The following is a 21,337-nucleotide window of genomic DNA, read 5'->3' as shown; positions in this document are numbered from 1 at the left end:
TACATCGGTGATCCCCACTCTTCGATGATTTTCTTCGTCCCGCATGGCCACGCCTGGAAGCATTCTTTGCAGCGGTACTGCTCGGTGTCGTCGCTGCAGACGTTGCCGGGCTGATGTAGTCGGATGATTTTGTCCAGGGCCTCCCCGTCGGCTCCCGCATACCCGCTACGGCATGGGCATTGCATCGACGACTTACCTGCCAGGTCACGTAGACACCTACCGCAGTAGCTCATGCGACTTCCTTTCGAGCTCGGGACGGAAACTGCTCATGCGCATCCAGCACATCCCCCAGCCGATACACCGCGATAGTCCGCTTGCCACAAGGAACCAGGCGGACAGGCTCGAGCTTTCCCGCCTTCCGGAGCGTTTCCACACGGCGAGCATTCAGATCCTCGGCGCCGAGCTGGTGCCGCATCAGTGCGATTGCAGCCGCATTCAATTCGGATCCCCTGGCCTCTTCGAGCTTCTCCGGATCCCAGGCCACCTCATCCTCGGGCGGAATGTCCATCGCCCGCCGGCACCGCTTCATCGCCGACTCGATCTCCGGTAGCGCATCCTCCGCGCCCTGAGTCATCGCCAGAGACGCCAGATTCTTCCGCAACCACACCGACACCCCAACGACGGAATCAGAACCGTCATAGGAGATGTAGCGCTCCTCGCATACCAGTCGAGCCCAGGTGTTCAGCTCATTGCGGAGGTAGTCGCCAGCATCCGAGGCGCCGACGTTGAACGGCATCGGCTGCTCGTCACTGCCTGAGCTGATCTTCATCCCACCCTTGCCGGTGCGGTCCTGGCGGGTGATCGTGATTGCCAGATCGTCCACTAAGCCAGGGATCTCGCCGAGGAGTTTGTCGAGCATCTGACGGTCTTCACGGCAGACGAAGTAGATCTCGCTCATGATTTCCTCAGCTCCAAGGCGCCGCATTCGAGGGCTAGTTGCACATGCTTCATAGCGTCGACCAACTCGCGGTTGGTGTACCGATCCCATGGGGAAAGCTCTGATGGCAAGGTTTCGCCAAATGTGAGTGCGTACAGCTCCACAATCTCGTTGGCGTGGTCCAGAACCTCCAGTGGGCTCATGGTCGCTCTCCGCTCGGATTGATCAATGCCCACGGACGCCACCCTTTGGGGATGTGACCGCCGAACGCGAATACGCCAACAGGGCAGGTCTCGTCACAGACGTGGCGGTCACCGAGATAGAAGTCTCGGCCGATCACCTTCGGTGCACCATCCGCTATCTCAGCCATGTGATCCCCACTCTCAGACGGTCCGCAACTCCTCCCTGATTCTACCACGCCGTATCACCAATTGCATTGCCGCGCAATACCTCTCGCCCGAAACGTCATCCCCACCTCAGCCGCAGCCAAGATGAGGATGGCGAGGATCAAGACGATCACTTCACCCGCTTCGTCGGACCGAACACAGTCCTACGGGTGTGGGCGGGATCGTTCGCCCACATCGGTGGACTGGCAGGCTCACGCCCACCAAGGAGCCCACCCGAAATCCCGGTACGCCGCCCATACGTCCACTGGGCTGCTTCGATCGTCGGCTCATCGACCGGAATCCACCAAGGTTGCGAAGACGTAATCTTCTTCATCAGTACGTACTTGAGGCCGTAGCGTTCAAGGTCGGCGAGGGTGTCGAGGTATTCCTTACTGGGCAGCCCGCACAGTCGCCGCATCTCGTCATACGGAATCGTTGGGCTCATTCCGCATCCCCCGGAGTGAAGAAGACGCGCATTGGTCGGCCGTCTGCCAGTTCCCGCGATGAGAGTGGGCTACGTCCAGCGTTGGTCCATCCGGCACCCATGTGTGAGTTGCCGTAACGTTTCGTTCGGGGCGTGCCTGACGCGTCAACGACGACGGAGTTCACGGGCAGTGCGTCCAACTCGGCCGCGCTGTTCACCGTGCGAGGCTTCGACCAACCTCGGTCCACGAGCAGGTCCGCCAAGGCTGATGCACCCAACGAGTGGTTCCCGTCTACCTCGCGAATATCTGCGGCCAGTTCGTCCCTCGCGGGTGTGGCCTGTGATCGGATCTCACTCACAACGGCTCCTCAGAAGGCTTGGGCGTGGCATCGGTTCCGTAGTTGGCGACGCGTTGGCACCTGTTCAGCCAGCGACCACTCTCGTAGTGCTTCCAGTCGCCATTCGACGCCATCCAGATCGGCTGATCGCAGTGGATGCAAACCGAACTGGGCGCGGTCATATCAAGTCTCATTGCTGTTCCCCTTCTAAAGCTGCGTCGACGAGTCGTGCCGCTTCCCATTTGGTGATGGTGAAACCGCCGTGCAGGAAGAGGTCACCTCTCAGCGCTTCCACCCTGGCGATCGCGGCCTCAGCCTTCTCGGTGCGGGCGGTCAGATCGGGTTCATGATCGCGGCCATCGCCTGCGCGCCATTCACATTCCTCGTAGGCCCCCGACGCCGTGCCTGGGCCGCAACCGGATCCGTTGCAGTGCGTGCAGGACTGCCACCGCTCCATACGCTCGCACTCGTAGCACCACGCTGGGCATTCGATGTGTTCAAGCTCAAGTGTGGTGAGACTTTCTGCGCGCTCAGATGCGTCCTTGGCGTTGGCAATCGAGTAGCCGATGCCCATTACTTCCTCGCACATGCCGAGTGCCGTAGCGACTTTGATCTGCCACTCCCGCAATTCCGTTATCCGCCCGTTGGTGTGCTCCACCACAGGGATCACGCTGGCCACAAGGTCGTCAACGGTTGCCGTTCCTGACTTGGCAGCCTTGGCGAGGACTGAGTACAACGCCGCTGCGATGAGGTCGGTCAACCCCGGATCAGGCGCGGTCATCGCTGCTCCACAATCTTCACGCCATGCTCCGTGAGGCGGTCCATGTCTCGGCTGAACTTCCATGCCTCGGCGTGAGTGAGATTGCGGCGGATGATGCGCGAGTCGTAGAGACTGACGATTTGATACCTCTTCGGATCAGGCGCGGTCACGACGACACCTCGAGAAGGGTGATGTAGACCCAACTCTCTTCACACTCGTAGTCGGCCGGGTGATCACCGACCGGCAATTCTTCGGGATCGAAGTCGTACTCGACTTCCATATACCGGGTCACGCAGCCTTCGCCCTCGTGGCAGATCATCCCACCGAGAGACTTGTGCGCGATGCCATGTATGACAGTTTCGCCATCTTCACAGAGGCGCTCTTCGAGATCGATGTGAGCCTCGCCGGTCAGCTCATCGCACTTCTGGCATTCCCACCACACCATGCACTTCTTGGGATCGGCGGCCTGGCAGACCATTCCGTATTCGGCGTCGTGCTCGTCGTTTGATGCGCGGGTGACTCGTAAGATGTGCTCGCTCATGATGTCTCCAGTGCTTCGGGGTTGAGTGTCGCCAGCAGGTCGCGGTACAGCCGCCAGCGGTCTTCGGGTGCGCATTCCGGGAGTTCTCCGTCGTCGGAATGGTTGTAGCGGTCGAGGATTTCGAGGGCCTTATCGACTTGTGCTTGGACTCGCTCGACAGCCGCAACCAGGGCGGGCAGTGTGTTGACCGCGTGTGCGAACAGTTCGGCGCGAGGTTGGCGCAACTCTTCGTCGATGCCGTCGTTTGCGGCGATCATGGCGACCGATTCGTTGTCGTCGCAGATGTACCAGTGGTCACCGTTCCGAACGCCTGATGTCACGGCAACGAGATGTCCAAGCTGCGCCTTCTCGGCCAGCGCTTTCGTGTGCTCAAGGTTTGTCATCGTCGTCACCACTCCGGGCCGTAGTCGGGGATCGCCTTTTGCCAGCAGGGCTCACACATACGCAGTCCCGGAGCCTTGGGGTAGAACGTGATGCGACGGAAGAAGATCGCCTTGTGCTCGCGTCCGTCGTACGTGATGGTCAGTCCGCATCCGTCGCACTGAATCACCCACGGCTCGCGCCCCACGACACCGTGAGCGCATCCCGGCAAGTCCGGCAGCAGTTGCGCTTTCGTGTGCTCAACATCCACCCCAGTCACGCCGCCACCCCCAACGCAGCCACGAAAGGCTCGAGCGCGGCTGAGATTTCACGGGCACGCTCTCGTGACTTCTCGTTGAAATGGAAGTTGATCGACACCATTCGCAGGATCCGCTCGGCGTCTTTCGCCTGACTGTCGGTGAGCCATGCGCCACCAATGTCGAAGGTGCTCATGCTCACCCCTCCTCGGCCGCAACGAACGGGGCGAGAGACTCGGCTGCAATTCGTGCCTGTTCGCGGAATACTCGATGAAAGTTCGAGTTGTATGAAACCAACCGCAGGATCCGCTCAACGTTCTTCGTTTGGTTCCGATCCCAACTCGGCCACGGTCCGGTTTCGGTGGGGGCGGGGACAACCGGCAGGTGGATCGTGACGGTCAGGTAGCCGGTGTCCAGGAAGAGCTTCGCGTAGTAGTTCGCCCGCTCTTCGGTGTCGACGCAGGCGGAGGAGTTGCCTGCATTGGGCCGATCCTGCGCCTGCACGTACCAAAGCTCCGGACTCTTCCGCTCCGCTTTCGTCTCCTCCTCGGCGGGTTCGGCAGGGGCGGGAATCTCCGTGTCGCCTTCCGTCGATGCGAGAGCGGACTTGATTCTGGCGAGCGTTTCCGGGTTGCGTGCAAGACGTTCCTCGGCGGGTTCGGCGGGGGTGGGCGGGTAGTAACGAAGTTCCCACTCGTTGTTTTCCGAGCACCATTTGCCGCCATCCGAAGCGGTGAACCAATCTCCCGAGTCTGGCTTGATGGGGAAACCGAAATGCTTTGCCGCGAAATCCAGTTCCATCGTCCGGTACCAGCTGATCGGCTTCAGCTCCTCGGCGGGTTCGGTTGCCGGATCCGGCTCTGACTCACCCAGCGAGTACGGGTTGCTGGTGTACGCATTGCCGCGTGTTCCATCCACGCCAGCATCACTGTCGGTCACTGCGGCTTGATAGCCCTGCTCCCACACGAAGTACGGATGCTCAGGATTGTGGACGACAGGCTCGGCGGGTTCGGTCAAGTCAGGTTCCAGGTGGTAGGGCACCTTGAGGTCTGCCGAATCTGTGCGCGGCAGATCGTGCAACTCCTGCCAAAACTGGTTGGTCTCGGCAGATTCAGCAGAAGTTGGATTTCCAATAGGTATGGCATCGAGGAAATCCTGACCTGACACCTCGGTATCACCCTCCGTTGACGCGAGAGTGGACTTGATCCTGCGGAGGGATTCCGGATTCCGTGCAAGCCGTGCTTCACGTTCCCTCTGCCGCATGACCCCGTAGTCGGACTGCATAACCTGATGGCGGGGATCCTGACTCTGCACCTCAATGGAAACCTCGGGGGCGAACAGCGCAAGCGTCGCATGGACCTGAGCGCGAGACAGTAAATGCTCACACCATGCGTGGTGCGACAACTGGCCGCGAACCATCACAGTGTCAGCCAAGATCTGTTCAGCCCGGGCGTAATGCTCCTTGGGAGTATATCCGGTCATGAGTTCCTCGTTCCGGGATGGCGCTCGAGAACATCCGAGAGCGCGGTCAATGTCAGGAAACCTGCGAACGCCAAACCGGCCGCAGTGATGCCGAAAGCTGTTGCGGTGGAGGTGAAGTGATACCTGAATTTTACCAGGCTGGTCATGCTATTTCACCTCGGTTTCGGTTGGCGCAGAATCGATTTCGGCGTTCATGGCTGGTCCTGTCGCTGGCCCGTGATGAGGGCTACGAGGTCCCTGACGGTCATGTGGACCCATTGATCGAGGGGGTTGGTGGTGCCGCGACGTTTCGCGACAACCACCCCCACCAAGGCGTCGTCGTTGCCTGCTTCGAGTTGAGCTTCTCGGGTCCATTGCGGGAGCGCTTGTTTGGCTACGTCCTTGCATTCGACTACCAGGCGTTGTCCGTGGACTCGGACTCCTCCGATGTCGCCGCGATCTTTGGATCCGGTTTTGACTCGGCGGTCGATACGGTCGTCGTCGAGCGCTTGGGCGAGTCCGTCTGCGATGGAGCGCTCGAAGGTGGTGCCGGCTTTTCTGGCGGATGCTCGGCTGCGGGTCATTTCTCCACCTCGACCCGTCCGAGCTGGTAGACGTCAGCCCGCCCGGAGTGCGCTGCTCTGACCTTGCAGAAATCCATGTAAGCAACCGCGTCTTCGCGTGTGTCGTAGAGCGCGTAGACGGCGGGGCCGGTGTCGTCGCCTTGGAGGGATTCGATGATCACATAGAGGCTCATGCCGCCACCTGCACTGAGTTGTGGCGAGCAATATCCTCAGCCCAAATAGGATCGCAAGTGGCGCAGATGCAGTCAGGTCCGTGGTCGTTCATGCTGGCTCACCGCCTGGTCGGACAGCCTCGAAGGTGTCCGCAAACGGTCCGGGCTTGCAGGGGTAGAACTCGCCGCGAGTGCCCCGGATTACCCAATCGCCGGGGTTAGCGGTCATAACACCTTCGAGGGTGTCAATCTCGATGACGATCGGGCATCCGACGCCGACTGTCGGGGTTGCCACTCGGCCTCCACACCAGCGCGCAACCTCCTCTGGAGTGGTGTGGTTGTCAAGATGCATTGCTTCGATCTCGACGGGCTTCTTGCGGAATGTCTGGACGTTCATGAGTGGTCCTGTTCTTGGAGGTCGATTCCCGAGGCTGTGCGCGTCGTGGGCGCACCATCGGGGTTGGGTTGGGGTGATTGTCCGAACTCGCCAACGATTCCCATCAGGAACCGTTTACGGGCCGGGAGTGCTTTCAATGCCTGTCGCTCCGCCAGTCGGATCCGGAGCTGCGAATCCTGATCCTGCGTCAGAGCCACCAGAGGCTTCCTGCCGAGTGCAATCCGCCGGACGTAGCGATGAGCCTGCGGCGGAGTCAAACCGAGCTCCTGGAGGATGTGAGACGCCTCCTCCATCGCTTCCCGCTTCTCGTCCGGGAGCGACTTGAGCGAGTCGCGGTATGCGGCGAATGAGTGCTTGACGATCGATGCCGCCAGTGGCTTGAAACCTTCGGTCTCGAGCCGGTAGGCCCGGGCCACGCCCGCGAGGAGATCCTCACGAGCGAGCCCGGACTCGGCGAACACTTCCGCCCACGCCATCACGATCGCCTCGCCGCCGTTCGGGAACCAGGGATCGTTCGCCGCGCACTTCGCCAGGACGAGAGCTGCCGTCTGCTGGTGTTCGTTCACGAGATTTCCTTCTGGTTATCGAGATTGGCATAGGCGAGATATCCGTTGACCTTGGCGTCTTGGCGTGAGATGCCGTTCTGTAGCGCCCCAGGGCGCGCGGATGGTCGTTCGGATTCGCGGCGCAGACGCAACTTGTCGTACTGCTGGCGGAACTTCGACATCGACAGGATGTTGGACTTCCAGAAGTCGTCGGCCTGACACCAGTCGATGAGCTCGAACACCTCGTCGATGTCTCGATCGTCTCGGTCGAGCAGAAGCCGGGCTTCGTTGCGCCAAGAGTCACCGATGGTTGCCCTCGATCCATTGGCGACGATTCGGTCATGCAATCTGCCGCAGATCGATTCGACATCCTCCCTCGGCGGCATCGCCGACGAAGAAGATCTGCTCCCCTGTTCCCCTGTTCCACTGCTCCCCTGTTCCCCTGTTCCAGGCGCGGGGATCTCCGGAGACTCTCGCGACACTCTCGCGAGGGTCTCGCGAATTTCGGCATCGTCGCAGGTGGGGTCGGGGTAGCGGGACTTGTTCGGCTTGTCGATCCGCTGATGCTTCGACCAGTTGGTGATGTAGAGAAATGAGCGTTCCGCGACGCTGTAGCGAACGATGAGACCGGCTTCGGAAAGGTTCTGTAACCCTCGCGAGACTCTCGCGAATGTCTCGCGAGGGTCTCGCTCCACGTCATCTGCGAACAGGTCTGTGGTGATGAGCGAAAGCCTGTCGATCCCAACACCATTGTCATCCACATAGGACCAGAGGCCGATGAAAATGAACCTGTCGATCCAGTTGTCGAGACTGCTGATGTCCATTGAGCGCCAGAACTCAGGCTTTATGGATCGGATTCTCATGGGCCCTCCCCCTTGGTTGGTCGGCGGAATGAGCCGTCATCGGACAGCAGGACCGGTTCTGCGTCATGGACGAGGAGCACTGGAACCTCGTCCGAACGCAGCTTCTTGTTCATCGACACGAGCCAGCCGTGAGCTTCGGAGAACTCCCGGGCCGACTCGATTCGGAGGTGACAGGGATGGCATACGTCGAGCCCGTTCGCCGCCTGGTTCACCCACGCCACCGACGACCCGCCGGCGCCACGAGGGCGACGGTGATGGATCTGCACCGCCGCATCCCCATGGCAGGCCTGGCGGACTTCGCAACGACGACCGGACCGCTCGTGAATCAGCTTCTTCACCAACTCCGAGAAGCCGGTGTCACGCTGACGTTTCCGGGTGGGCTGATTCTTCGAGCGGGTTCGCTTCATAGGTGTGCGCTTGAGGGGTGTTCTACGAAGGCTCATGCTGCCGCCCTCAGTCGCTCGACGGTCCGCTGAGAAACTTGCAACCGGTCGGCAATTCGAGCAGCTGACCACCCCGCTTCATTGAGCCGCCGAAATGCGGCATCGCGTTCCAGTTTCGGAAGCAGGCCCTCATGTCGACCATCCACAATGCGTTGCACAAGAACCTCGTCGACCGCATAGTTCGTCGGCGTCTCACTGGACCTACGTATGGATCGTGGAGGTACTACGCGAGGGTCGTCGATGTCGTACCCCTCCCATTCCATTGGAAGTAGGTATCCCTGAATACGCGCATGTCGCCGCGCTCTGTCGGATCGACCCGGCGTGGCTGAAAGCGCCTCGAAAACTTCGCAAGCGAGAGCCCAGCGCTGATATCGAACTGTCTGCCTGCCCTGGTAGGCGCGGGTAACTTCGGTCTCTCTGACCCCAAGCGGGGCCGCGAGGTCGCTCATTGAGTACCCAAGGGCGCGCAAGGCCTCGATCCGACGCCTGGTACCGACGCCGAGGACGTGAGCCTGGTGACGATTCGGCCGGTGGTCCACCTCTAATAAAGCTGCCGCATAGCGGATTCCGATCGACTTCCAGCGCCCTTGGATGACACCTGTCGGCACATTGTGCGCGACACCTGCAGCCTGCGCGATCATCGCGTCAGTCATTCCGATGGCCATCAATTCTTCGATGTGCCGTCGCAGTTTCTCGGCGGGTGCCATGGATGGAATGCCTCGCATTTGCAGGATGGTTCTCCGGTGGTCCTGCTGCCGAGGGGTTCCGCCGATCCGCGGAATACGTGAGCGCGTTCTGGTCATCACTGGGCCTTCGCGTTTCGCGCAGCTTTTGCCGCCCAGTACTTTCGCTTTGCTTCTTTGTCACACTGCTTGCAGTACCGATACTTCGGGCCACCGTTGTATGTCTTGTAGCCGGTGTTTTCTTCACTGAACTCATGGCCACTTCGGCAGGTCGTCTTTTCTGCATTCATAGCGGCTCCGCCTTTCGGTGGCGTTTTCGGCAACCGCTTCGCCTGGAGGGACGAAATGACGTCGACAGGAAGCTTTGCCCCGTGCTTCTCCGCACTGTCGGTTAGCAGTTCCCGCCTGCGACTGGGGTGCATGGTGTCGAGATAGACGCCGGCTCGAATCCCCCAGGCCTCATCTGACGCAAGGGCTTCTGCTGCACATTGGCCGATGACGGGGCACACCTGACATGTGAGGATGGCCGGATCGTGCGACCTTGATCCTGCAGTGGGGAACCAGGCGTCGGGGTTGTCGGACTTCGAGCACAGAGACTCCTCCGTCCACGGTGCACGATCGAGGAGATTGAGCAGAGGTAGGAATGTGATGGTCATGATTCGCCCCGTCCTGCAACGGCATACGCCGATCTGATGGAAGCGCCGACACTTTGCCAGGCGCGGAGTTCGGATTCCAGCGCTCGGGCCTGACGGTCCGAGTAGCGATACGCAGCGTCGGCAAGGTCGCGAGTCTCCCGCTCCCCTGTAGTGGCGAGCTCAGCGACATACTTGCGCTCGTGAGCAGGCTTGTCGGATGCGCGGATGTACTCAGACGCATATGCCTGGTCGTAGGCGCGATCGGCGTTCAGGAATGCGGCGTAGGTATTGGCGCAGACAGTGACGCCTTTGGAGATTCGGTTCGAGCAGTCACGGATGGCCTGCTCGACGGTGACTGGGTTGTAGTCATTCATGCTGGCTCACCTGGCTTCGCTGGCTCCTCGGCGGACTTCTCCGCGGGCTCAGGTTTCTCGGCGGACTTCACGGTCGACGCGATCTCACCGGCAGTGACTCGCGCCGGCGGGAACTCTTCATCCCGGGTGACCTCTCCGCGATTGATGGACGAGAACGTGACGCCCAACTGGCTGACGTCGTGCTCGTTCCACTTATCGGACGGTCGACCGATCTTCGATTCGAGCTGAGCCCTGGTGACGCCGATGCCCTCGAAATGGCCGATACTGTTGGCGATCCGCTGCGGCAGTGGAACTCCGCCACCCTTCTTGATGGTTTCGTTGCACCGATCCACTGCTTCGTCGATGAACCACGACGGGAGGACGGCGAAGATCGCTTCACGGACTCGTCGGGCGCCGGCGTTGGCGTTGTTCTCGTAGATGTCGCGCATGTCGGTGAGCTTCTGGGGTCCGCTGCGCTGGTCTCGCTTGTGCGGGACGATGAAGGTTTGGGCGTTGCGGGTGTTCGTTTCGAGATCCCAGGCGTAAGCCTGCATCTCGCTCTCACCCTTCTCGTCGTCACGTCGGAGTTCGATCACTCCGTAGTTGATGTTTCCCCAGCAGCGCGCCAACTCTCGGGCGAGGTGGACGGATGGTCCGGTGACTGTCTGGCCTCCACGCGGGAAGCGGAAGAACGCCTTGTCTCCCACCGACTTCTGCGCTGTCGAGTCGCGCATCTCGGCGACGGCCATGTCCTTGATGCGCGGGCTCTGCTTCGCGACGAACACCGAGGCCTGAACTTCAGCGATGGCGCGGGACTGTTCGACCGCGGTCGCCTGGCTGATATCCGTTCGAGGCGCGGGCGATTGGGCGATGGGTTGGTAACGGGCGGGACTAGACATTCAATGTCTCCTCAGCTTGGTATGCGGCCCAGGTGGGCAGGTGGACGAGTTCGACTTCGTCGCTCCAGCCGGGCCAATGGTTAGCGGCAACACATGCCGCGTAGGTGTCGATGGCGCGCCGATTCAGTCGCCGCCCCAATTCGATTGCGTCTCGATCGAGTTCGACGACAGACGCCAGATAGGGCGCTGATTTCTCCTGCACTACGAACACGAAAGCCGGGTCATCTGCGAGGCCTAGGGCGATTGCGGCATCGAGATACCACGCCGCCTGGCAGTGATATCCGAAGTCGGCGGCAGACTTCGAGAACCTCGCCGGGTTGGACGAGACGGCAGTCTTGTAGTCGGTGATGATCAACCGACCGCCATCGGTTTCGGGCATCCAATCTGGTCGAGCCCGGAGCCAAACACCGGTCTCCGCATCGCGCCAGTAGAGGGACTGCTCGGCAACGCCGGCCGTGAACAACATCGCGGCGACGGGATGCTTCTTGAGTGCGGATGCCATTGCCTTGACCTGGTTGTGCTCCTTGGTCAGCAGTGGAGTCTTGCCCGCTTCATAGGCCCGGTCTCGTTCTTCGCGTGCCGCTTTGGTCTTCCAGTCCGGTGCGTCGATCTCCTGGATCTCGGCGCCGTATCCGAGGACGAGAGCGTGCGCTGCGTGCCCGATGTCGAATTCGGTTGTCGATTTTCGGCGGTGATCCTGTTCGTAGCGGAACAGGGCTGGGCAGGATGGCGGAAGCAATTTGCGAGCGCCCGACGACGAGAGAGAATTCTTGTCGCCATGATAGACGTCGTCCGGGATTGCGTCATAGACGCCTTCGAGGTCAACTACGTCACTCATGAGGCCTCCTTGAGGAGGTCTCGTAGCTCGTCGAGGGGGCGCGATTCCGAGAACACGATCTCCCATTCGTTCGGATCTCCCTCGGCTACATCTTCGTTCAGTCGCAGGAAGTCGATCACCACCCGATTGCGGAGACGATCGACATGGAAGTCGGTTGCCTGGTCGCCGTTGATGTGCAGGGTCATCGTTTCCACCTTGGGTTTTCGTCGGCGGGGTTGTACTCGCGGAATGGGTCTGGGCTGTCATCCCGCAGATGTTCGGGAGTTGTGGCCCATGCCGGCTTCAGTTCTGGTCGCGGACCGCAGAACGTGTAGTTCGTGTCGGTGTGGACCTGGAATCCATGCGAGGAGACGGTGAATGGTTTGCCGCACCGTGGACATGGGCGACTCATAGTCCTAACCGCTTCTCGTCCAGTAGCCGGTCGATGTCGTGGTCGGTGTCTCGCTGGTCCCACTTCTCGCAGGGATCGTCGAGGCCGTCGTTGTTGTCGAAGGGGGTCATCACCGACCACCCGGCTCGGCGACGTCGTGCGTGTGGGTGACATTTCGAACCGTGCGAATGTCATCGGCGGGTGCTGTCAGGAGTAGCCGCCACCGTCCGTCGACTTCGCCATGGATTGACCAGACCGGCTTCTGTCTCTCCTCGCCGAACATTCCAGCCAAGGCCGAGCTCTGCGGCATGAGAACCTGATGGGCCTTGATGTACTCGACTTGGCCTGAAGCCCAGATGATCTCGTAGGTATCAAGTGGACCGTATTCAAACTTGGAGTAGGTCATGGTCGACCCCCGTTCTTGTAGTGGGAGATCCAGAACGTCGTGTAATGCCGATCGGCGATGGTCGATTCGATGCGCAGAGTTGGGAGGTCGTCCTTGTAGGCGCGGAGGAACTCCAGTTGCCGCACCTGTTCCCATGGCCCCATGCCGTCAGGAGGTTCTGGGGTTAGTGGATTTGTGGTCATGGCTGCACCGCCTTGAATGGGGCCAGGGCATCCAACTGTCTCGGAGTCAGGGCTGACGGGTAGCCGGCGTTGTGGTTGAGGTTCAACGCATATGCGGTTCCGTGGCGCTTGATCCACTCCCAACTTGGAGATGCCTTCTCGCCATGGACCCACACCCCCTCGGGGACGTCGGCCCATGTCGGCCAATGGTGGGTCGGCTCCTGTGTCGCCTTCTCGACGATCTCGAACCCCTTAGCCCCCAATACTTCGAGGACTCGGTCAGCGATATGCTCGGAGTAGTTGATCTGGGTACTGCTTCTGTAGGGACTGTCAGCGCGTTTCGAAGCTATTGCGGAGGCGACGATCCCGAGAATGATGTGACGGTCAGTCATGATGCACCACTCAGCCCATATGCAAGGGCGGCGAGATTGAAGACTGCGACGACTCCCCAGAATGTGGCTCGACCAGGCCTTCCGTCACGGATTTCCCATCCCGCAAGGATCAAGCACAGGAGTAGGCCGACTACCGAGAAGAGTGCGCCCGACACTGCGCCGCTCATGCCACACCGCCAAAGGGCGCGAAGTGGTGAATGACTCCGAGTGCAACCACGACGATGGTGGTACACACTCCCCCGACTATGACGCCGAAGTTCGTAACCAGCGGAGGCGCTGGCTCCGTTGGCAATTCATCGAGACGATCCTCATCGGCGAAGTAGATTTCGCCGCCCTCGGCAGTGATCTCGTCGAAGTCGTACGGATCGACATCCGACTCATCCGGCCACTCGACCGCGAGAGCCGTAGTGAGAGCGTCGAACACAGGAGCGTCGACCTCACCCAGCACCGCCAACGGCACAGTCAGGGGGCACTTCTTGTTGCTTGCGGCCACGTACGCCGGGGCCATTTGGGTATGCGTCATCACAAAATGTCCTTTTCAGGGAGGAGTGGGAAGTTGAGCCGGTGACGTCGGGGTGCCGGCCATCGGGACCGGTCGCGGTCTTACTCGGTTGACGTCACCGGAGATTGGGGGTCAGCCGGTGGAGAATCGCTGACGTAGTTCGAGCTCGCGGTTGCGGTAGTCCTCGCCATCAACCTCGCCTTGGAGAAACTGCGAATACAGCGCCGACGCCGCTTCGATCCACGGCCCTAGACCAAGGAACCAACGGCCATGCACCTGTCGCACCTGCCATCCACTTGCCGGGATGGCAAGTCCAGTCGTTACGCGGTTGAGGATCACGCCGCACCCCGCTCCGAAACGAGCGTCAGATGCTCTTCGTCCGGGCCGACGAGAAGCTCATCGCCGAACTGCTGGACACATCCACCACCGGTGAGTTCGCAATTCCAGTAGCCGCCGTGGGCGAGGTCAGTCGTCTGGGCTGACAGGTTATGCGCGGGGATGGGCTCGATGGTGTCGACCTCGAGACCGTCGAAGGTGCGGATCATGGCTCGCGGAATCGACGTCCCTGGTAGGGGTTCCGTCACCGCCTCGACCAGATCCCGTGCATCAACGTCAAGGATCTGGCAGATCCATGCGATCTCAACAAAGGTTGAGGCGCGTGAACCGGATTCGATTCTTGAGATTGCAGTCGGGTGGATCTTCAACCCGACCTCGGACAACCTTCGGGCAAGATGTGCCTGAGACAGGCCAGCCTTGGAACGGCACGCCTTAATCCTGGCTCCGGCTGCTGCGAAGTCCTGCCCGACAAGTCGATCTCGGTTCATGACAACCTCCCATCGGCGAGAGTGACGATCGTCCACACCGCGACAACCCAGGCAGCGAGACCGAAGGTGGCGGCGAGGATGGTGACTCGGAGGGCGTTGATGGTCATGCTGCTTCTCCTTGTCGATCCAGTTCGACTCTGTGGTCCACTGCTGACTGGAATGCGCGACGAGCCACTGCGATCTGCTCGGAGTTCCAGACAGGGAAGGTGGCGAACACCTTCTGGAGGTGAGCCTCATCGTCTTCGGTCCATGGGCCAACCTTGGGGAGCGATGGGGTTCTCATGCTGCATCGTCCTCGTCTGGCCAGAAGTCTTCTTCGTTCGGCATTGCCGCCCCAAGAAGATGCTTCGCAATCATGATCGCTTCGGAGGCGCTCAGGACCAGGGAGGGTTTCGATATTTCAAAATCAATCTCGGACGATGACTCGTAGTGACGAATCTTGATCATCCCGCCGCCGAAGCCACCTACTGCCTTGTCTGCGACCGCAAGCCTGACGGTCGCCTCACGCTTGACTTCACTCATGCCGACAACTCCCGCGTGATCGTTCCATCGATACCAAAGAGGCCCGTGGTGTTCTCGTTTGCCGCAAGCCCTTCTGCGGCAAGGTGATCGCGGAAGTCCAATTCGTACCGGCCGGGGCGAACTCGTGTCTGCTCCTTGCGGTAACCGTTAAAGGTTTCCGGAGTGTGGAGGTACATCCACGGCTTCCCCTTGAAGCTGGGGTGACTGTGCTGACTGCCGTCACGGAATGTTCCCGCCCGAGGTCCGGAGTCTCGCATGGATCCCTTGCCTCGCTGATCGATCAGATAGTTCTTGCCGTACAAGTGGGCGAAGAACGCCTTCTCTGTGATCGAAGAGAAGTACTTCTTATGAAAGACGCGTAGCCCAATCCCGTCGCCACCTTCGATGGCTCGCTGGAACTTGGCTCCCGCCTCAGCGCGACGCTCAGCATCCACGAGGGCGAGGGCGTACTCAAGCCCGGAGAGCGGCTTGACGGACGCAGCTTCAGTATCGAGGAGATGGTCACGAACTCGCCTTGCTACAAGGGAGTCACGAAGAAGCATTCCGATCCGGAGGACTGCGCGGCGAGGGAGCAAGGTAAGCGAGGCGGCACGGGAGCGGTAACCACTCTCCGCTTTAAACTCGGAGAGTCGCTCGCCGGCAAGGAGGACCATGCCGTCCGACTCGAGCTCGTCGCGGTTATTCCTGATGTGCCATTCGATGCCGTCCGAATCGACTCCATAGAAGTCTGCGACCATCTCGATGGTCACATGCGTGTCGTCAGACAAGAGAGTCAGAGCTTTCACCTTGTCGAGAACGTCCGTGCGATTAACCAACTCGTCACGCTTGCCGCGCTCGGTCGGTGCCGTAAGATCAGTCATGAACTTTCCTTTCGTGGGATTTTCACTGGCCGTCATCTGTTCGAGCAGGTGGCGGCTTTTTCTATGCGGGGATCTTTTCACCAACGCTGCGCACAGCACTTGAAGCAGCAGACCTGGGTTCAATCTCATGAGCCTCGAAGAGGTCCTCCCAGGGGACGCCGAGGCGACCGGCTAGCGCGACAGCGAAGTCTTCGGTGATGTTTCTCAGTTCACCCTTCTCGACTAGCGAGATGGCGTTCTGACTCTTCCGACAAAGGAATGCGAGTTCGCGCTGGCTGTAGTGGCACTGCTTCCTCCATCTCCGGATCTGGCCGGGGTCCTTGACCCTCATCCAAACGTCCTTTCGTCGAACAGGTGGTCGTACTCGTCTCATCATGCTCTCCCATGTTTGGTTTGACAAGTAGAGTACACAGCATTTGTCATCCACTTGTCAAGAGGACAAGCGGCGAAACGCTGCCCAACCCTGCAATGATGTGTTTGTTACTTGTCACGAAATTCGCACAGCCATCTGGCACAAGCGACAACCAGCAGGGGAACGTATCAACCATGAACGAGGTCGACAGCCTCCAAGGCTTGATCGGGAAAGCTCGCAGGGAGCGAGCGACATCGATCCGCCAGCTGGCCATGCAGGCAAAGGCAGCCGGCTACAAGATCGTCGGCACCACGCTTAATGCGATCGAGAGTGGGAGCTACAAGTCCACTCCCTCGGATGACACCATCCGGGCGATTGCATGGCTGGCCGGCGTCGGCGACGAGGCCGCGTTCATGGCAGCTGGGCGTCGCGTCCCGGGTCCTCCGTTTGCAGCGGAGCTACCCCCAGGCGTTGATGACCTGTCGCCGAAAGAGCGTGAAGCGGTAATCGGACTGCTTCGCGTACTGGTAGCGCAACGACAGGAGCTAGATAATGAAGACACGAGCACGCAGGACGCGACGAGCAATCCGACGCCTTATGGAGAAGCTGGGCTTGGCGGAGCCCCCATGATTGCTGCCTCTAGGCAGCAGCCCAACCCCAGTCCTCGGCGCGCTGGTCCGAAAGTAGTACCTCTTGACGAGCAGGAGCGGAGGGAATATGAACGGACACATACGTCTCCCAACACTCCTCAGCATCAGGATTGAAACACCACCCGCCAGGAACTGAAGGTTCGGAATAGAAGGCATACTCGGCCGCGCCGAGCAGTAGGGAACCCTGCAGTTCAGTGCAGCCGTGCCGAGGGATCACGTAGACCTTCCCCCGGGTTGCCACGAGTGCGCCGATTTCGGCCAGCATCTCGCCGCGATCCACCTGATAGAAGATCTCCTCCGAGGACTCGCACGGAACTATGCCGAGGACATGGAGTTCATGAGGGGTGGCGGACAGAATTGGACACAAGAAAGCAATCCGGTTCGGCATATTGGATTCCCTCAAATCAGCCCGACAGGGGCGGTAATCTTCTGGTGAACACTCTCTTAGGGCATTGAATGAAGTCTATTGCCACCCTTGAAAACTCGAGTGCAAATTGAGGATTCAACCTTTAACCGTAACCCCGACTTGCACCTACACCGCGGCGAAGGCGCCGCACATCCTGCGCAAATGGAGCAGACGTCATGGACGAAACAGAACGAAGATCGTACGGTCCGCAGATCCGCGCCATCAGGGACGCGGTCGGCTGGACAAGGGATCAGCTGGCGAGTGAATCCGAAGTGCCTGCGGGCACCATCAAGGGGATCGAGAACGGCGCAGCGGGACAGCAGGACAACCTCATCAAGATTTTCTCAGCACTGGGGGTTGCTCCGTCCGATTACGGCTTGATCACTCACGAAGTTCGCGACATGCTCGGGGTGTTCGCCCCACTTGTGGCGCGGGTGCCCAGGGACAAACTCCCCGAAACCATGGCTGTGATCATGCGCATCCTCTCGCGGGTCGGGCGAGGGCTGCCGATCCCAGAGTTGTTGATCGACTCTGGAGTTCCTCGCATCGATGCGACGCAGGTCAACCTCACGATGGGTGACTCCGCGGTAGTTCAGGAGAATGTCAATCGACGGACCGAAGGGGTGGAAAAGTGAAGCCGGGGCGGGGGATGTAGTCGATGTCGGCATGAGTGAACTGTCGAGTTCCTACTGACGACTTGTTGATTGAGATCGTCATCATCGAACGAATGACCTCTCGCTTTTGTGTGATTGCCATGTCCAGCCATTGGCCTGCAGCGCCAGGCCCTGCCAGTTGGGCAAGCAGAGGTGAGCGCGCAGAGTTTCGGGCGATCAACTCCGCTTCTTCGATACGGGCGCGAACTGAACGCTCGTATTCGGCTAACGTCTCGAGGCTGATGCCCAATCCGTGAGCCTTGCGCGCATAGTCTTTTAGCTCATCTCGGAGTCGGGATGCCTCGTTGAATGCCTCTCTGCCTCGCGTTGACTTGCTCGCGCTCATAGGCTCGAAGTTCGGCGGATACTCCGACATGAGGATGATTAGTTCCTGGACGAAGTCCTCGATTCGATCCGCTCTTCGTGTGACGCAGTTCTTCTTCTCGCACACGTACCGCGGACTCTTGGATGACTTTGGATGGAAGTACTTGCAACCACTTCCGCACACGCCGCAGGTAGCGATGCCGGTCAGGAGATGCCTTGGCTCGCAGCCGCGATGGGTTGCCCGAGCTGGATCCGTCAGGATTGCGACGAGGCGCTGGTGTTCTTGCTCGGTTGCGATGGCTTCCCAGTTCGCTTTGCCGATCACCTTTCCCTTGTGGACCATCAATCCGGCATAGGCAGGACGCAGGATCATCACCCGCATTCGCTGAGCCTTCCACTCCCCCGCTGCATTCTTCTGATTCGAGGGGGCCGGCACACCGCGGGTGGTGAGGTCTCGGGTGATCGCCCACAGGGATTCGCCATCGAGAACGCGGGCGTAGATTTCGCGAACGATCGGAGCTTCACTCTCGTCGAGTATCCACTGTTCGGTCGCGCCGGTTCGCATGTTGATCTGACGCCGGTAGCCATACGACAAACGTCCGAGCGGACGACCTTCGAGAGCTGCTGACCGCTTGGCGCGGAGGACACGTTCGCGAGTCTGCTCCGCTTCCTTCTCTGCAATGAGGGCATCGAGTCCGGTACTGAATCGGTCATCGCCGCGGGACGGGTCATAGAGTCGGCCGGAGTAGGACCAGAGCACTCCACGCTCGGCGCACAGGTCGCGGAGTTCGACGTATGCCTTCATGTCGCGCTGCGCTCGGGAGGCTTCCCACATCACCAGAACGTCACCCTTGGTGAGCACTTCGGAGAGACGCCGATACGCGGGCCGATCCTTGCCGGAATGTCGGCTGGCTCCAATATCGTTGTCAGTCAGAACCTCTGCGACGTCCCAGCCTTCGCGCTCGCAGATTTCGCGGCAATCGACCTCCTGTTCCGACACGGAACGGCCTTTACCTGCAGCATCGGATGAGACTCGGGTGTAAATGACTGCACGCATGTCGTGACTGTATCGGAACCTATAAACACATCTCGTCGAAGCCGGCGATCCTGTCGAGATCAGCGCCATCCGAACCACGAACAGCGGCATGGGCTTTCACGGCTTCTACCGTCCGACGGAATGACAGGGAATCATGCCCGAGAACAAGCGCGAATCATCGCCGATCATCACAGCCGTAGCCGTCAACCGCAACGGAACCATCGCGGTCCGCGCCACGGAGCACGCCGTGCCCGTGGACCTGAGGATCAGCCAGGACGAACTGCGGTACGGCGGGCAGCGGTTGGCGCAGCAGATACTCACGCTGTGCTCACATGCAGCAATCGAAGCCGGCGCCCGCCATCGTGTGGAGCTCGAGGAGACCGGAGTCCCGGCAGCGATCCTCGATCGGCTCGGTCTACCGACCCGAGACGGACTGGCCGATGTCGACGCCGCCGAGGGCCAGAACCTTCCGTCGAGCTGGATGCGTTCGATATGAGCGAGATTGATCGAATCATGGAGCTGGCGAAACACCGGACGGGACTCTTGCAGGACGCCGTCGACGGGGTCGGCGCTCTTCGGGTAGTCGTCTCGAGCGAGGGTGGGATAGTCACGGCGACTGTCGACGGGCTGGGCGCTCTGGTCGACCTACGGATTACCGACGCAGTCACCGCGATGAATTCTCAGACGGTGGCCGCATTGACGGTGGCCACGATTCACCAGGCAGTTCGACAGTCCAACGACGAACGCGAGCGACTGGTCAGTGAGCTCCGAGTAGCCCTGAAACAAACGTGACGAACCCCCGCTATGCCTTTCGCGCTGCGGTGGATAGGCTTCCGCCCATGGCTGGAGACATCGTCCCTATCGAAATCGGACTCACCGACGGAGACCTCGTCACTTTGTGGGCACCTCGCTGGCGCGAGGGCGACGACGAGTGGGAAGCGTTTCTCGGCCATGAGGAAGACCTCTACGGGTTCTCCTCCGTCGCGGAACTCGCGGCCTTCATCCGAACGGACTCCGACAACGACCTGGTCGAGCATCCGGCGTGGGCCGTCGTCTCCGGACTGTCGGCAGCCGAGTTGGAACCGGAAGAGAACTTCACGTTCGATTTCGTCGGCGTGCCGGAACTGGCCGCAGGTGACCCTGAGGCACTGGCGGTCTCGGAACTCGAAGACACCCTGAACATGGCTCGCAACATCGGTGAGGTGTGCGAACTCGACGCGGTCATCCGCTTCTTCAGCGGCCATCCGGTACTCGGCGCGCTTGCCACCGGCGCCGGCACCTTCGAAGGCCGCGAAGGCCTGGAGTTGTGGGACCAGGTCGGCGCTGCGATCGTCAAGGACTGGGACGCCGTTCTCGACGCCATCGACAAGGTGGTCACCTCCCCGAAGGTCGATGCAGCTGCTGTGGCGGTGGCCGAAGCTGAACTGCTCGCTGCCGCCGAGAACACCGTCGACGCCGACGATGTCGCCGAGGAGGGCGAGGACGAGGAATTCGACGAAGACGACCTCGAAGAGGACGAAGACGAAGTCGAGACCTTCTGGGGTGAGGTCGGTGTCGACCCGATCCGCATCATCACCTCGGCCGAGACGTTCTACACTCTGCGCTGCTACATGGGGGATCAGGCGATCTTCCTCGGCAAGGACGGACTGATCACCGTCTTCCGTAGCGAGCGCGCACTCGCTCGCTACCTCGCCGACAACCACGAACACGATCTCTCGCAGGTCAGTACGTACGGCGAAATTCAGAATGCGGCCGTCGACGGTTCACTCGAAATCGAGGTCACGGACGAGAACGTCTACGTTCTGCCCGGTATCGCCGACGACCTCGCCCAGGGCCCGGACGTCGTAGATGCCGAGCAGCTGGAACTCGCCGTCGAATTGTTCACCGATGCAGCAGATTTCGCCGACGACGACTCCACCGAGGAGGCTCTGTCCGCGTCGAACGAGCTGGGTTGGTACGTCTCGTACCTCCTCAACCCCGATCCGTCGCGGATGGCTCCGAGTGCGCCGTTCACCAAGGAATCCGAGGCCTGGCGCGAACTCGAGCGCGAGTTCGAGGCCCGGCTTCGATCTGAGTAGTCGGG

At 60.5% G+C, this 21,337-nt stretch carries 43 protein-coding genes; 4 read left to right on the top strand and 39 right to left on the bottom strand.

Going from position 1 to position 21,337, the window contains the following annotated elements:
• Positions 1-229: 229 nt before the first annotated feature.
• The 38 genes from ACVZUB_RS10415 to ACVZUB_RS10230 form a co-directional block, all read right to left on the bottom strand.
• Entirely contained in the window at positions 230-898 is a 669-nt protein-coding gene (locus ACVZUB_RS10415; RefSeq protein WP_482628370.1) for a hypothetical protein, read from the bottom strand.
• Complete coding sequence (locus ACVZUB_RS10410; protein ID WP_482628369.1) at positions 895-1,080, bottom strand: hypothetical protein; 186 nt, start codon at positions 1,078-1,080, stop codon at positions 895-897. Before ACVZUB_RS10410 ends, ACVZUB_RS10415 begins: the two co-directional genes overlap by 4 nt.
• Positions 1,077-1,247 (bottom strand): hypothetical protein, encoded by a 171-nt coding sequence (locus tag ACVZUB_RS10405; RefSeq protein ID WP_482628368.1) that lies wholly within the window; start codon positions 1,245-1,247, stop codon positions 1,077-1,079. The genes ACVZUB_RS10410 and ACVZUB_RS10405 overlap by 4 nt, the downstream gene beginning before the upstream one ends.
• 146 nt (positions 1,248-1,393) lie before the next feature.
• Entirely contained in the window at positions 1,394-1,708 is a 315-nt protein-coding gene (locus tag ACVZUB_RS10400; RefSeq protein ID WP_482628367.1) for a hypothetical protein, read from the bottom strand.
• Entirely contained in the window at positions 1,705-2,046 is a 342-nt protein-coding gene (locus tag ACVZUB_RS10395) for a hypothetical protein (RefSeq protein ID WP_482628366.1), read from the bottom strand. The genes ACVZUB_RS10400 and ACVZUB_RS10395 overlap by 4 nt, the downstream gene beginning before the upstream one ends.
• Positions 2,043-2,207, bottom strand: a complete 165-nt coding sequence (locus ACVZUB_RS10390; RefSeq protein ID WP_482628365.1) for a hypothetical protein — start codon at positions 2,205-2,207, stop codon at positions 2,043-2,045. The genes ACVZUB_RS10395 and ACVZUB_RS10390 overlap by 4 nt, the downstream gene beginning before the upstream one ends.
• An 8-nt stretch (positions 2,208-2,215) precedes the next feature.
• On the bottom strand, positions 2,216-2,806 hold the full coding sequence (locus ACVZUB_RS10385) for a hypothetical protein (RefSeq protein ID WP_482628364.1): 591 nt from the start codon (positions 2,804-2,806) through the stop codon (positions 2,216-2,218).
• Positions 2,803-2,955, bottom strand: coding sequence for a hypothetical protein (locus tag ACVZUB_RS10380; RefSeq protein WP_482628363.1), 153 nt, complete (start codon positions 2,953-2,955; stop codon positions 2,803-2,805). Before ACVZUB_RS10380 ends, ACVZUB_RS10385 begins: the two co-directional genes overlap by 4 nt.
• A complete protein-coding gene (locus ACVZUB_RS10375) occupies positions 2,952-3,326 on the bottom strand; it encodes a hypothetical protein (RefSeq protein WP_482628362.1) in 375 nt (124 codons plus the stop codon). The genes ACVZUB_RS10380 and ACVZUB_RS10375 overlap by 4 nt, the downstream gene beginning before the upstream one ends.
• Entirely contained in the window at positions 3,323-3,709 is a 387-nt protein-coding gene (locus ACVZUB_RS10370; RefSeq protein ID WP_482628361.1) for a hypothetical protein, read from the bottom strand. Before ACVZUB_RS10370 ends, ACVZUB_RS10375 begins: the two co-directional genes overlap by 4 nt.
• Positions 3,710-3,714: 5 nt before the next feature.
• A complete protein-coding gene (locus ACVZUB_RS10365; protein WP_482628360.1) occupies positions 3,715-3,966 on the bottom strand; it encodes a hypothetical protein in 252 nt (83 codons plus the stop codon).
• A complete protein-coding gene (locus tag ACVZUB_RS10360; protein ID WP_482628359.1) occupies positions 3,963-4,139 on the bottom strand; it encodes a hypothetical protein in 177 nt (58 codons plus the stop codon). The genes ACVZUB_RS10365 and ACVZUB_RS10360 overlap by 4 nt, the downstream gene beginning before the upstream one ends.
• A 2-nt stretch (positions 4,140-4,141) precedes the next feature.
• The gene (locus ACVZUB_RS10355; protein ID WP_482628358.1) at positions 4,142-5,425 is read right to left on the bottom strand and encodes a hypothetical protein; all 1,284 of its coding nucleotides are present in this window, start codon (positions 5,423-5,425) and stop codon (positions 4,142-4,144) included.
• Positions 5,422-5,571, bottom strand: a complete 150-nt coding sequence (locus tag ACVZUB_RS10350; RefSeq protein ID WP_157902073.1) for a hypothetical protein — start codon at positions 5,569-5,571, stop codon at positions 5,422-5,424. The genes ACVZUB_RS10355 and ACVZUB_RS10350 overlap by 4 nt, the downstream gene beginning before the upstream one ends.
• A 45-nt stretch (positions 5,572-5,616) precedes the next feature.
• Positions 5,617-5,988, bottom strand: a complete 372-nt coding sequence (locus ACVZUB_RS10345; RefSeq protein ID WP_482628357.1) for a hypothetical protein — start codon at positions 5,986-5,988, stop codon at positions 5,617-5,619.
• Positions 5,985-6,161, bottom strand: a complete 177-nt coding sequence (locus ACVZUB_RS10340; RefSeq protein WP_482628356.1) for a hypothetical protein — start codon at positions 6,159-6,161, stop codon at positions 5,985-5,987. Before ACVZUB_RS10340 ends, ACVZUB_RS10345 begins: the two co-directional genes overlap by 4 nt.
• A gap of 88 nt (positions 6,162-6,249) precedes the next feature.
• A complete protein-coding gene (locus ACVZUB_RS10335; protein WP_482628355.1) occupies positions 6,250-6,537 on the bottom strand; it encodes a hypothetical protein in 288 nt (95 codons plus the stop codon).
• Positions 6,534-7,103: a hypothetical protein gene (locus tag ACVZUB_RS10330; protein WP_482628354.1), complete on the bottom strand. Its 570-nt coding sequence runs from the start codon at positions 7,101-7,103 to the stop codon at positions 6,534-6,536. Before ACVZUB_RS10330 ends, ACVZUB_RS10335 begins: the two co-directional genes overlap by 4 nt.
• Positions 7,100-7,906, bottom strand: a complete 807-nt coding sequence (locus ACVZUB_RS10325; protein ID WP_482628353.1) for a hypothetical protein — start codon at positions 7,904-7,906, stop codon at positions 7,100-7,102. Before ACVZUB_RS10325 ends, ACVZUB_RS10330 begins: the two co-directional genes overlap by 4 nt.
• Before the next feature lie 35 nt (positions 7,907-7,941).
• Positions 7,942-8,388, bottom strand: coding sequence for a hypothetical protein (locus ACVZUB_RS10320; RefSeq protein WP_482628352.1), 447 nt, complete (start codon positions 8,386-8,388; stop codon positions 7,942-7,944).
• On the bottom strand, positions 8,385-9,113 hold the full coding sequence (locus tag ACVZUB_RS10315) for a hypothetical protein (protein WP_482628351.1): 729 nt from the start codon (positions 9,111-9,113) through the stop codon (positions 8,385-8,387). The genes ACVZUB_RS10320 and ACVZUB_RS10315 overlap by 4 nt, the downstream gene beginning before the upstream one ends.
• 77 nt (positions 9,114-9,190) lie before the next feature.
• Entirely contained in the window at positions 9,191-9,727 is a 537-nt protein-coding gene (locus ACVZUB_RS10310) for a WhiB family transcriptional regulator (protein ID WP_482628350.1), read from the bottom strand.
• A complete protein-coding gene (locus ACVZUB_RS10305; protein WP_080909512.1) occupies positions 9,724-10,080 on the bottom strand; it encodes a hypothetical protein in 357 nt (118 codons plus the stop codon). The genes ACVZUB_RS10310 and ACVZUB_RS10305 overlap by 4 nt, the downstream gene beginning before the upstream one ends.
• Positions 10,077-10,958, bottom strand: coding sequence for a hypothetical protein (locus ACVZUB_RS10300; RefSeq protein WP_482628349.1), 882 nt, complete (start codon positions 10,956-10,958; stop codon positions 10,077-10,079). The genes ACVZUB_RS10305 and ACVZUB_RS10300 overlap by 4 nt, the downstream gene beginning before the upstream one ends.
• The gene (locus ACVZUB_RS10295; protein ID WP_482628348.1) at positions 10,951-11,796 is read right to left on the bottom strand and encodes a PD-(D/E)XK nuclease-like domain-containing protein; all 846 of its coding nucleotides are present in this window, start codon (positions 11,794-11,796) and stop codon (positions 10,951-10,953) included. The genes ACVZUB_RS10300 and ACVZUB_RS10295 overlap by 8 nt, the downstream gene beginning before the upstream one ends.
• Entirely contained in the window at positions 11,793-11,981 is a 189-nt protein-coding gene (locus tag ACVZUB_RS10290; protein ID WP_482628347.1) for a hypothetical protein, read from the bottom strand. Before ACVZUB_RS10290 ends, ACVZUB_RS10295 begins: the two co-directional genes overlap by 4 nt.
• 315 nt (positions 11,982-12,296) lie before the next feature.
• Positions 12,297-12,572 carry a hypothetical protein gene (locus ACVZUB_RS10285; protein WP_482628346.1) on the bottom strand — a complete coding sequence of 92 codons (276 nt, stop codon included), beginning with the start codon at positions 12,570-12,572 and terminating at the stop codon, positions 12,297-12,299.
• Positions 12,569-12,754, bottom strand: coding sequence for a hypothetical protein (locus tag ACVZUB_RS10280; protein WP_482628345.1), 186 nt, complete (start codon positions 12,752-12,754; stop codon positions 12,569-12,571). The genes ACVZUB_RS10285 and ACVZUB_RS10280 overlap by 4 nt, the downstream gene beginning before the upstream one ends.
• Complete coding sequence (locus ACVZUB_RS10275; protein WP_482628344.1) at positions 12,751-13,125, bottom strand: hypothetical protein; 375 nt, start codon at positions 13,123-13,125, stop codon at positions 12,751-12,753. Before ACVZUB_RS10275 ends, ACVZUB_RS10280 begins: the two co-directional genes overlap by 4 nt.
• Entirely contained in the window at positions 13,122-13,292 is a 171-nt protein-coding gene (locus tag ACVZUB_RS10270; protein ID WP_482628343.1) for a hypothetical protein, read from the bottom strand. The genes ACVZUB_RS10275 and ACVZUB_RS10270 overlap by 4 nt, the downstream gene beginning before the upstream one ends.
• Complete coding sequence (locus tag ACVZUB_RS10265; protein WP_482628342.1) at positions 13,289-13,648, bottom strand: hypothetical protein; 360 nt, start codon at positions 13,646-13,648, stop codon at positions 13,289-13,291. Before ACVZUB_RS10265 ends, ACVZUB_RS10270 begins: the two co-directional genes overlap by 4 nt.
• Positions 13,649-13,759: 111 nt before the next feature.
• Entirely contained in the window at positions 13,760-13,966 is a 207-nt protein-coding gene (locus ACVZUB_RS10260; protein WP_482628341.1) for a hypothetical protein, read from the bottom strand.
• On the bottom strand, positions 13,963-14,451 hold the full coding sequence (locus tag ACVZUB_RS10255) for a helix-turn-helix domain-containing protein (RefSeq protein ID WP_482628340.1): 489 nt from the start codon (positions 14,449-14,451) through the stop codon (positions 13,963-13,965). The genes ACVZUB_RS10260 and ACVZUB_RS10255 overlap by 4 nt, the downstream gene beginning before the upstream one ends.
• A gap of 103 nt (positions 14,452-14,554) precedes the next feature.
• Complete coding sequence (locus ACVZUB_RS10250; RefSeq protein ID WP_482628339.1) at positions 14,555-14,734, bottom strand: hypothetical protein; 180 nt, start codon at positions 14,732-14,734, stop codon at positions 14,555-14,557.
• On the bottom strand, positions 14,731-14,973 hold the full coding sequence (locus tag ACVZUB_RS10245) for a hypothetical protein (RefSeq protein ID WP_482628338.1): 243 nt from the start codon (positions 14,971-14,973) through the stop codon (positions 14,731-14,733). Before ACVZUB_RS10245 ends, ACVZUB_RS10250 begins: the two co-directional genes overlap by 4 nt.
• Complete coding sequence (locus tag ACVZUB_RS10240; RefSeq protein WP_482628337.1) at positions 14,970-15,833, bottom strand: hypothetical protein; 864 nt, start codon at positions 15,831-15,833, stop codon at positions 14,970-14,972. The genes ACVZUB_RS10245 and ACVZUB_RS10240 overlap by 4 nt, the downstream gene beginning before the upstream one ends.
• A gap of 61 nt (positions 15,834-15,894) precedes the next feature.
• Positions 15,895-16,164: a helix-turn-helix domain-containing protein gene (locus ACVZUB_RS10235; RefSeq protein WP_482628336.1), complete on the bottom strand. Its 270-nt coding sequence runs from the start codon at positions 16,162-16,164 to the stop codon at positions 15,895-15,897.
• Positions 16,165-16,824: 660 nt separating this feature from the next.
• Entirely contained in the window at positions 16,825-17,223 is a 399-nt protein-coding gene (locus ACVZUB_RS10230) for a hypothetical protein (protein WP_482628335.1), read from the bottom strand.
• Between the two features lie 194 nt (positions 17,224-17,417).
• Between ACVZUB_RS10230 and ACVZUB_RS10225 the strand changes: the two genes are divergently transcribed.
• Entirely contained in the window at positions 17,418-17,876 is a 459-nt protein-coding gene (locus ACVZUB_RS10225; RefSeq protein WP_482628334.1) for a helix-turn-helix domain-containing protein, read from the top strand.
• Here ACVZUB_RS10225 and ACVZUB_RS10220 read toward each other — a convergent pair.
• Positions 17,845-19,275 (bottom strand): recombinase family protein, encoded by a 1,431-nt coding sequence (locus ACVZUB_RS10220; protein ID WP_482628333.1) that lies wholly within the window; start codon positions 19,273-19,275, stop codon positions 17,845-17,847. The two genes, ACVZUB_RS10225 and ACVZUB_RS10220, sit on opposite strands and share 32 nt — an antisense overlap.
• A 133-nt stretch (positions 19,276-19,408) precedes the next feature.
• Here ACVZUB_RS10220 and ACVZUB_RS10215 point away from each other — a divergent pair, with 133 nt between their 5' ends.
• The 3 genes from ACVZUB_RS10215 to ACVZUB_RS10205 are packed head-to-tail and all read left to right on the top strand — an operon-like array spanning position 19,409 to position 21,332.
• On the top strand, positions 19,409-19,750 hold the full coding sequence (locus ACVZUB_RS10215; RefSeq protein ID WP_372027395.1) for a hypothetical protein: 342 nt from the start codon (positions 19,409-19,411) through the stop codon (positions 19,748-19,750).
• Entirely contained in the window at positions 19,747-20,046 is a 300-nt protein-coding gene (locus ACVZUB_RS10210; RefSeq protein WP_063316660.1) for a YbaB/EbfC family nucleoid-associated protein, read from the top strand. The genes ACVZUB_RS10215 and ACVZUB_RS10210 overlap by 4 nt, the downstream gene beginning before the upstream one ends.
• Before the next feature lie 47 nt (positions 20,047-20,093).
• A complete protein-coding gene (locus ACVZUB_RS10205) occupies positions 20,094-21,332 on the top strand; it encodes a hypothetical protein (protein WP_063316661.1) in 1,239 nt (412 codons plus the stop codon).
• Positions 21,333-21,337: the final 5 nt, after the last annotated feature.

This window comes from Rhodococcus sp. OS5 (assembly GCF_056837585.1).
This window is presented reverse-complemented; position numbering and strand designations above follow the sequence as displayed.

Bases quoted from the DNA above. Each gene is read 5' to 3' on its own strand.
- ACVZUB_RS10270 (WP_482628343.1), bottom strand. From the start codon at position 13,292: ATGAGCGGCGCAGTGTCGGGCGCACTCTTCTCGGTAGTCGGCCTACTC.
- ACVZUB_RS10390 (WP_482628365.1), bottom strand. From the start codon at position 2,207: ATGACCGCGCCCAGTTCGGTTTGCATCCACTGCGATCAGCCGATCTGG.
- ACVZUB_RS10320 (WP_482628352.1), bottom strand. From the start codon at position 8,388: ATGAGCCTTCGTAGAACACCCCTCAAGCGCACACCTATGAAGCGAACC.
- ACVZUB_RS10345 (WP_482628357.1), bottom strand. From the start codon at position 5,988: ATGACCCGCAGCCGAGCATCCGCCAGAAAAGCCGGCACCACCTTCGAG.
- ACVZUB_RS10215 (WP_372027395.1), top strand. From the start codon at position 19,409: ATGCCCGAGAACAAGCGCGAATCATCGCCGATCATCACAGCCGTAGCC.
- ACVZUB_RS10255 (WP_482628340.1), bottom strand. From the start codon at position 14,451: ATGAACCGAGATCGACTTGTCGGGCAGGACTTCGCAGCAGCCGGAGCC.
- ACVZUB_RS10230 (WP_482628335.1), bottom strand. From the start codon at position 17,223: ATGCCGAACCGGATTGCTTTCTTGTGTCCAATTCTGTCCGCCACCCCT.
- ACVZUB_RS10305 (WP_080909512.1), bottom strand. From the start codon at position 10,080: ATGAATGACTACAACCCAGTCACCGTCGAGCAGGCCATCCGTGACTGC.
- ACVZUB_RS10245 (WP_482628338.1), bottom strand. From the start codon at position 14,973: ATGAGTGAAGTCAAGCGTGAGGCGACCGTCAGGCTTGCGGTCGCAGAC.
- ACVZUB_RS10310 (WP_482628350.1), bottom strand. From the start codon at position 9,727: ATGACCATCACATTCCTACCTCTGCTCAATCTCCTCGATCGTGCACCG.
- ACVZUB_RS10250 (WP_482628339.1), bottom strand. From the start codon at position 14,734: ATGAGAACCCCATCGCTCCCCAAGGTTGGCCCATGGACCGAAGACGAT.
- ACVZUB_RS10210 (WP_063316660.1), top strand. From the start codon at position 19,747: ATGAGCGAGATTGATCGAATCATGGAGCTGGCGAAACACCGGACGGGA.
- ACVZUB_RS10235 (WP_482628336.1), bottom strand. From the start codon at position 16,164: ATGAGGGTCAAGGACCCCGGCCAGATCCGGAGATGGAGGAAGCAGTGC.
- ACVZUB_RS10410 (WP_482628369.1), bottom strand. From the start codon at position 1,080: ATGAGCCCACTGGAGGTTCTGGACCACGCCAACGAGATTGTGGAGCTG.
- ACVZUB_RS10415 (WP_482628370.1), bottom strand. From the start codon at position 898: ATGAGCGAGATCTACTTCGTCTGCCGTGAAGACCGTCAGATGCTCGAC.
- ACVZUB_RS10205 (WP_063316661.1), top strand. From the start codon at position 20,094: ATGGCTGGAGACATCGTCCCTATCGAAATCGGACTCACCGACGGAGAC.
- ACVZUB_RS10350 (WP_157902073.1), bottom strand. From the start codon at position 5,571: ATGACCAGCCTGGTAAAATTCAGGTATCACTTCACCTCCACCGCAACA.
- ACVZUB_RS10280 (WP_482628345.1), bottom strand. From the start codon at position 12,754: ATGACCACAAATCCACTAACCCCAGAACCTCCTGACGGCATGGGGCCA.
- ACVZUB_RS10240 (WP_482628337.1), bottom strand. From the start codon at position 15,833: ATGACTGATCTTACGGCACCGACCGAGCGCGGCAAGCGTGACGAGTTG.
- ACVZUB_RS10325 (WP_482628353.1), bottom strand. From the start codon at position 7,906: ATGGACATCAGCAGTCTCGACAACTGGATCGACAGGTTCATTTTCATC.
- ACVZUB_RS10370 (WP_482628361.1), bottom strand. From the start codon at position 3,709: ATGACAAACCTTGAGCACACGAAAGCGCTGGCCGAGAAGGCGCAGCTT.
- ACVZUB_RS10335 (WP_482628355.1), bottom strand. From the start codon at position 6,537: ATGAACGTCCAGACATTCCGCAAGAAGCCCGTCGAGATCGAAGCAATG.
- ACVZUB_RS10220 (WP_482628333.1), bottom strand. From the start codon at position 19,275: ATGCGTGCAGTCATTTACACCCGAGTCTCATCCGATGCTGCAGGTAAA.
- ACVZUB_RS10400 (WP_482628367.1), bottom strand. From the start codon at position 1,708: ATGAGCCCAACGATTCCGTATGACGAGATGCGGCGACTGTGCGGGCTG.
- ACVZUB_RS10300 (WP_482628349.1), bottom strand. From the start codon at position 10,958: ATGTCTAGTCCCGCCCGTTACCAACCCATCGCCCAATCGCCCGCGCCT.
- ACVZUB_RS10315 (WP_482628351.1), bottom strand. From the start codon at position 9,113: ATGCGAGGCATTCCATCCATGGCACCCGCCGAGAAACTGCGACGGCAC.
- ACVZUB_RS10340 (WP_482628356.1), bottom strand. From the start codon at position 6,161: ATGAGCCTCTATGTGATCATCGAATCCCTCCAAGGCGACGACACCGGC.
- ACVZUB_RS10385 (WP_482628364.1), bottom strand. From the start codon at position 2,806: ATGACCGCGCCTGATCCGGGGTTGACCGACCTCATCGCAGCGGCGTTG.
- ACVZUB_RS10405 (WP_482628368.1), bottom strand. From the start codon at position 1,247: ATGGCTGAGATAGCGGATGGTGCACCGAAGGTGATCGGCCGAGACTTC.
- ACVZUB_RS10275 (WP_482628344.1), bottom strand. From the start codon at position 13,125: ATGACTGACCGTCACATCATTCTCGGGATCGTCGCCTCCGCAATAGCT.
- ACVZUB_RS10285 (WP_482628346.1), bottom strand. From the start codon at position 12,572: ATGACCTACTCCAAGTTTGAATACGGTCCACTTGATACCTACGAGATC.
- ACVZUB_RS10295 (WP_482628348.1), bottom strand. From the start codon at position 11,796: ATGAGTGACGTAGTTGACCTCGAAGGCGTCTATGACGCAATCCCGGAC.
- ACVZUB_RS10290 (WP_482628347.1), bottom strand. From the start codon at position 11,981: ATGACCCTGCACATCAACGGCGACCAGGCAACCGACTTCCATGTCGAT.
- ACVZUB_RS10360 (WP_482628359.1), bottom strand. From the start codon at position 4,139: ATGAGCACCTTCGACATTGGTGGCGCATGGCTCACCGACAGTCAGGCG.
- ACVZUB_RS10375 (WP_482628362.1), bottom strand. From the start codon at position 3,326: ATGAGCGAGCACATCTTACGAGTCACCCGCGCATCAAACGACGAGCAC.
- ACVZUB_RS10355 (WP_482628358.1), bottom strand. From the start codon at position 5,425: ATGACCGGATATACTCCCAAGGAGCATTACGCCCGGGCTGAACAGATC.
- ACVZUB_RS10265 (WP_482628342.1), bottom strand. From the start codon at position 13,648: ATGACGCATACCCAAATGGCCCCGGCGTACGTGGCCGCAAGCAACAAG.
- ACVZUB_RS10225 (WP_482628334.1), top strand. From the start codon at position 17,418: ATGGACGAAACAGAACGAAGATCGTACGGTCCGCAGATCCGCGCCATC.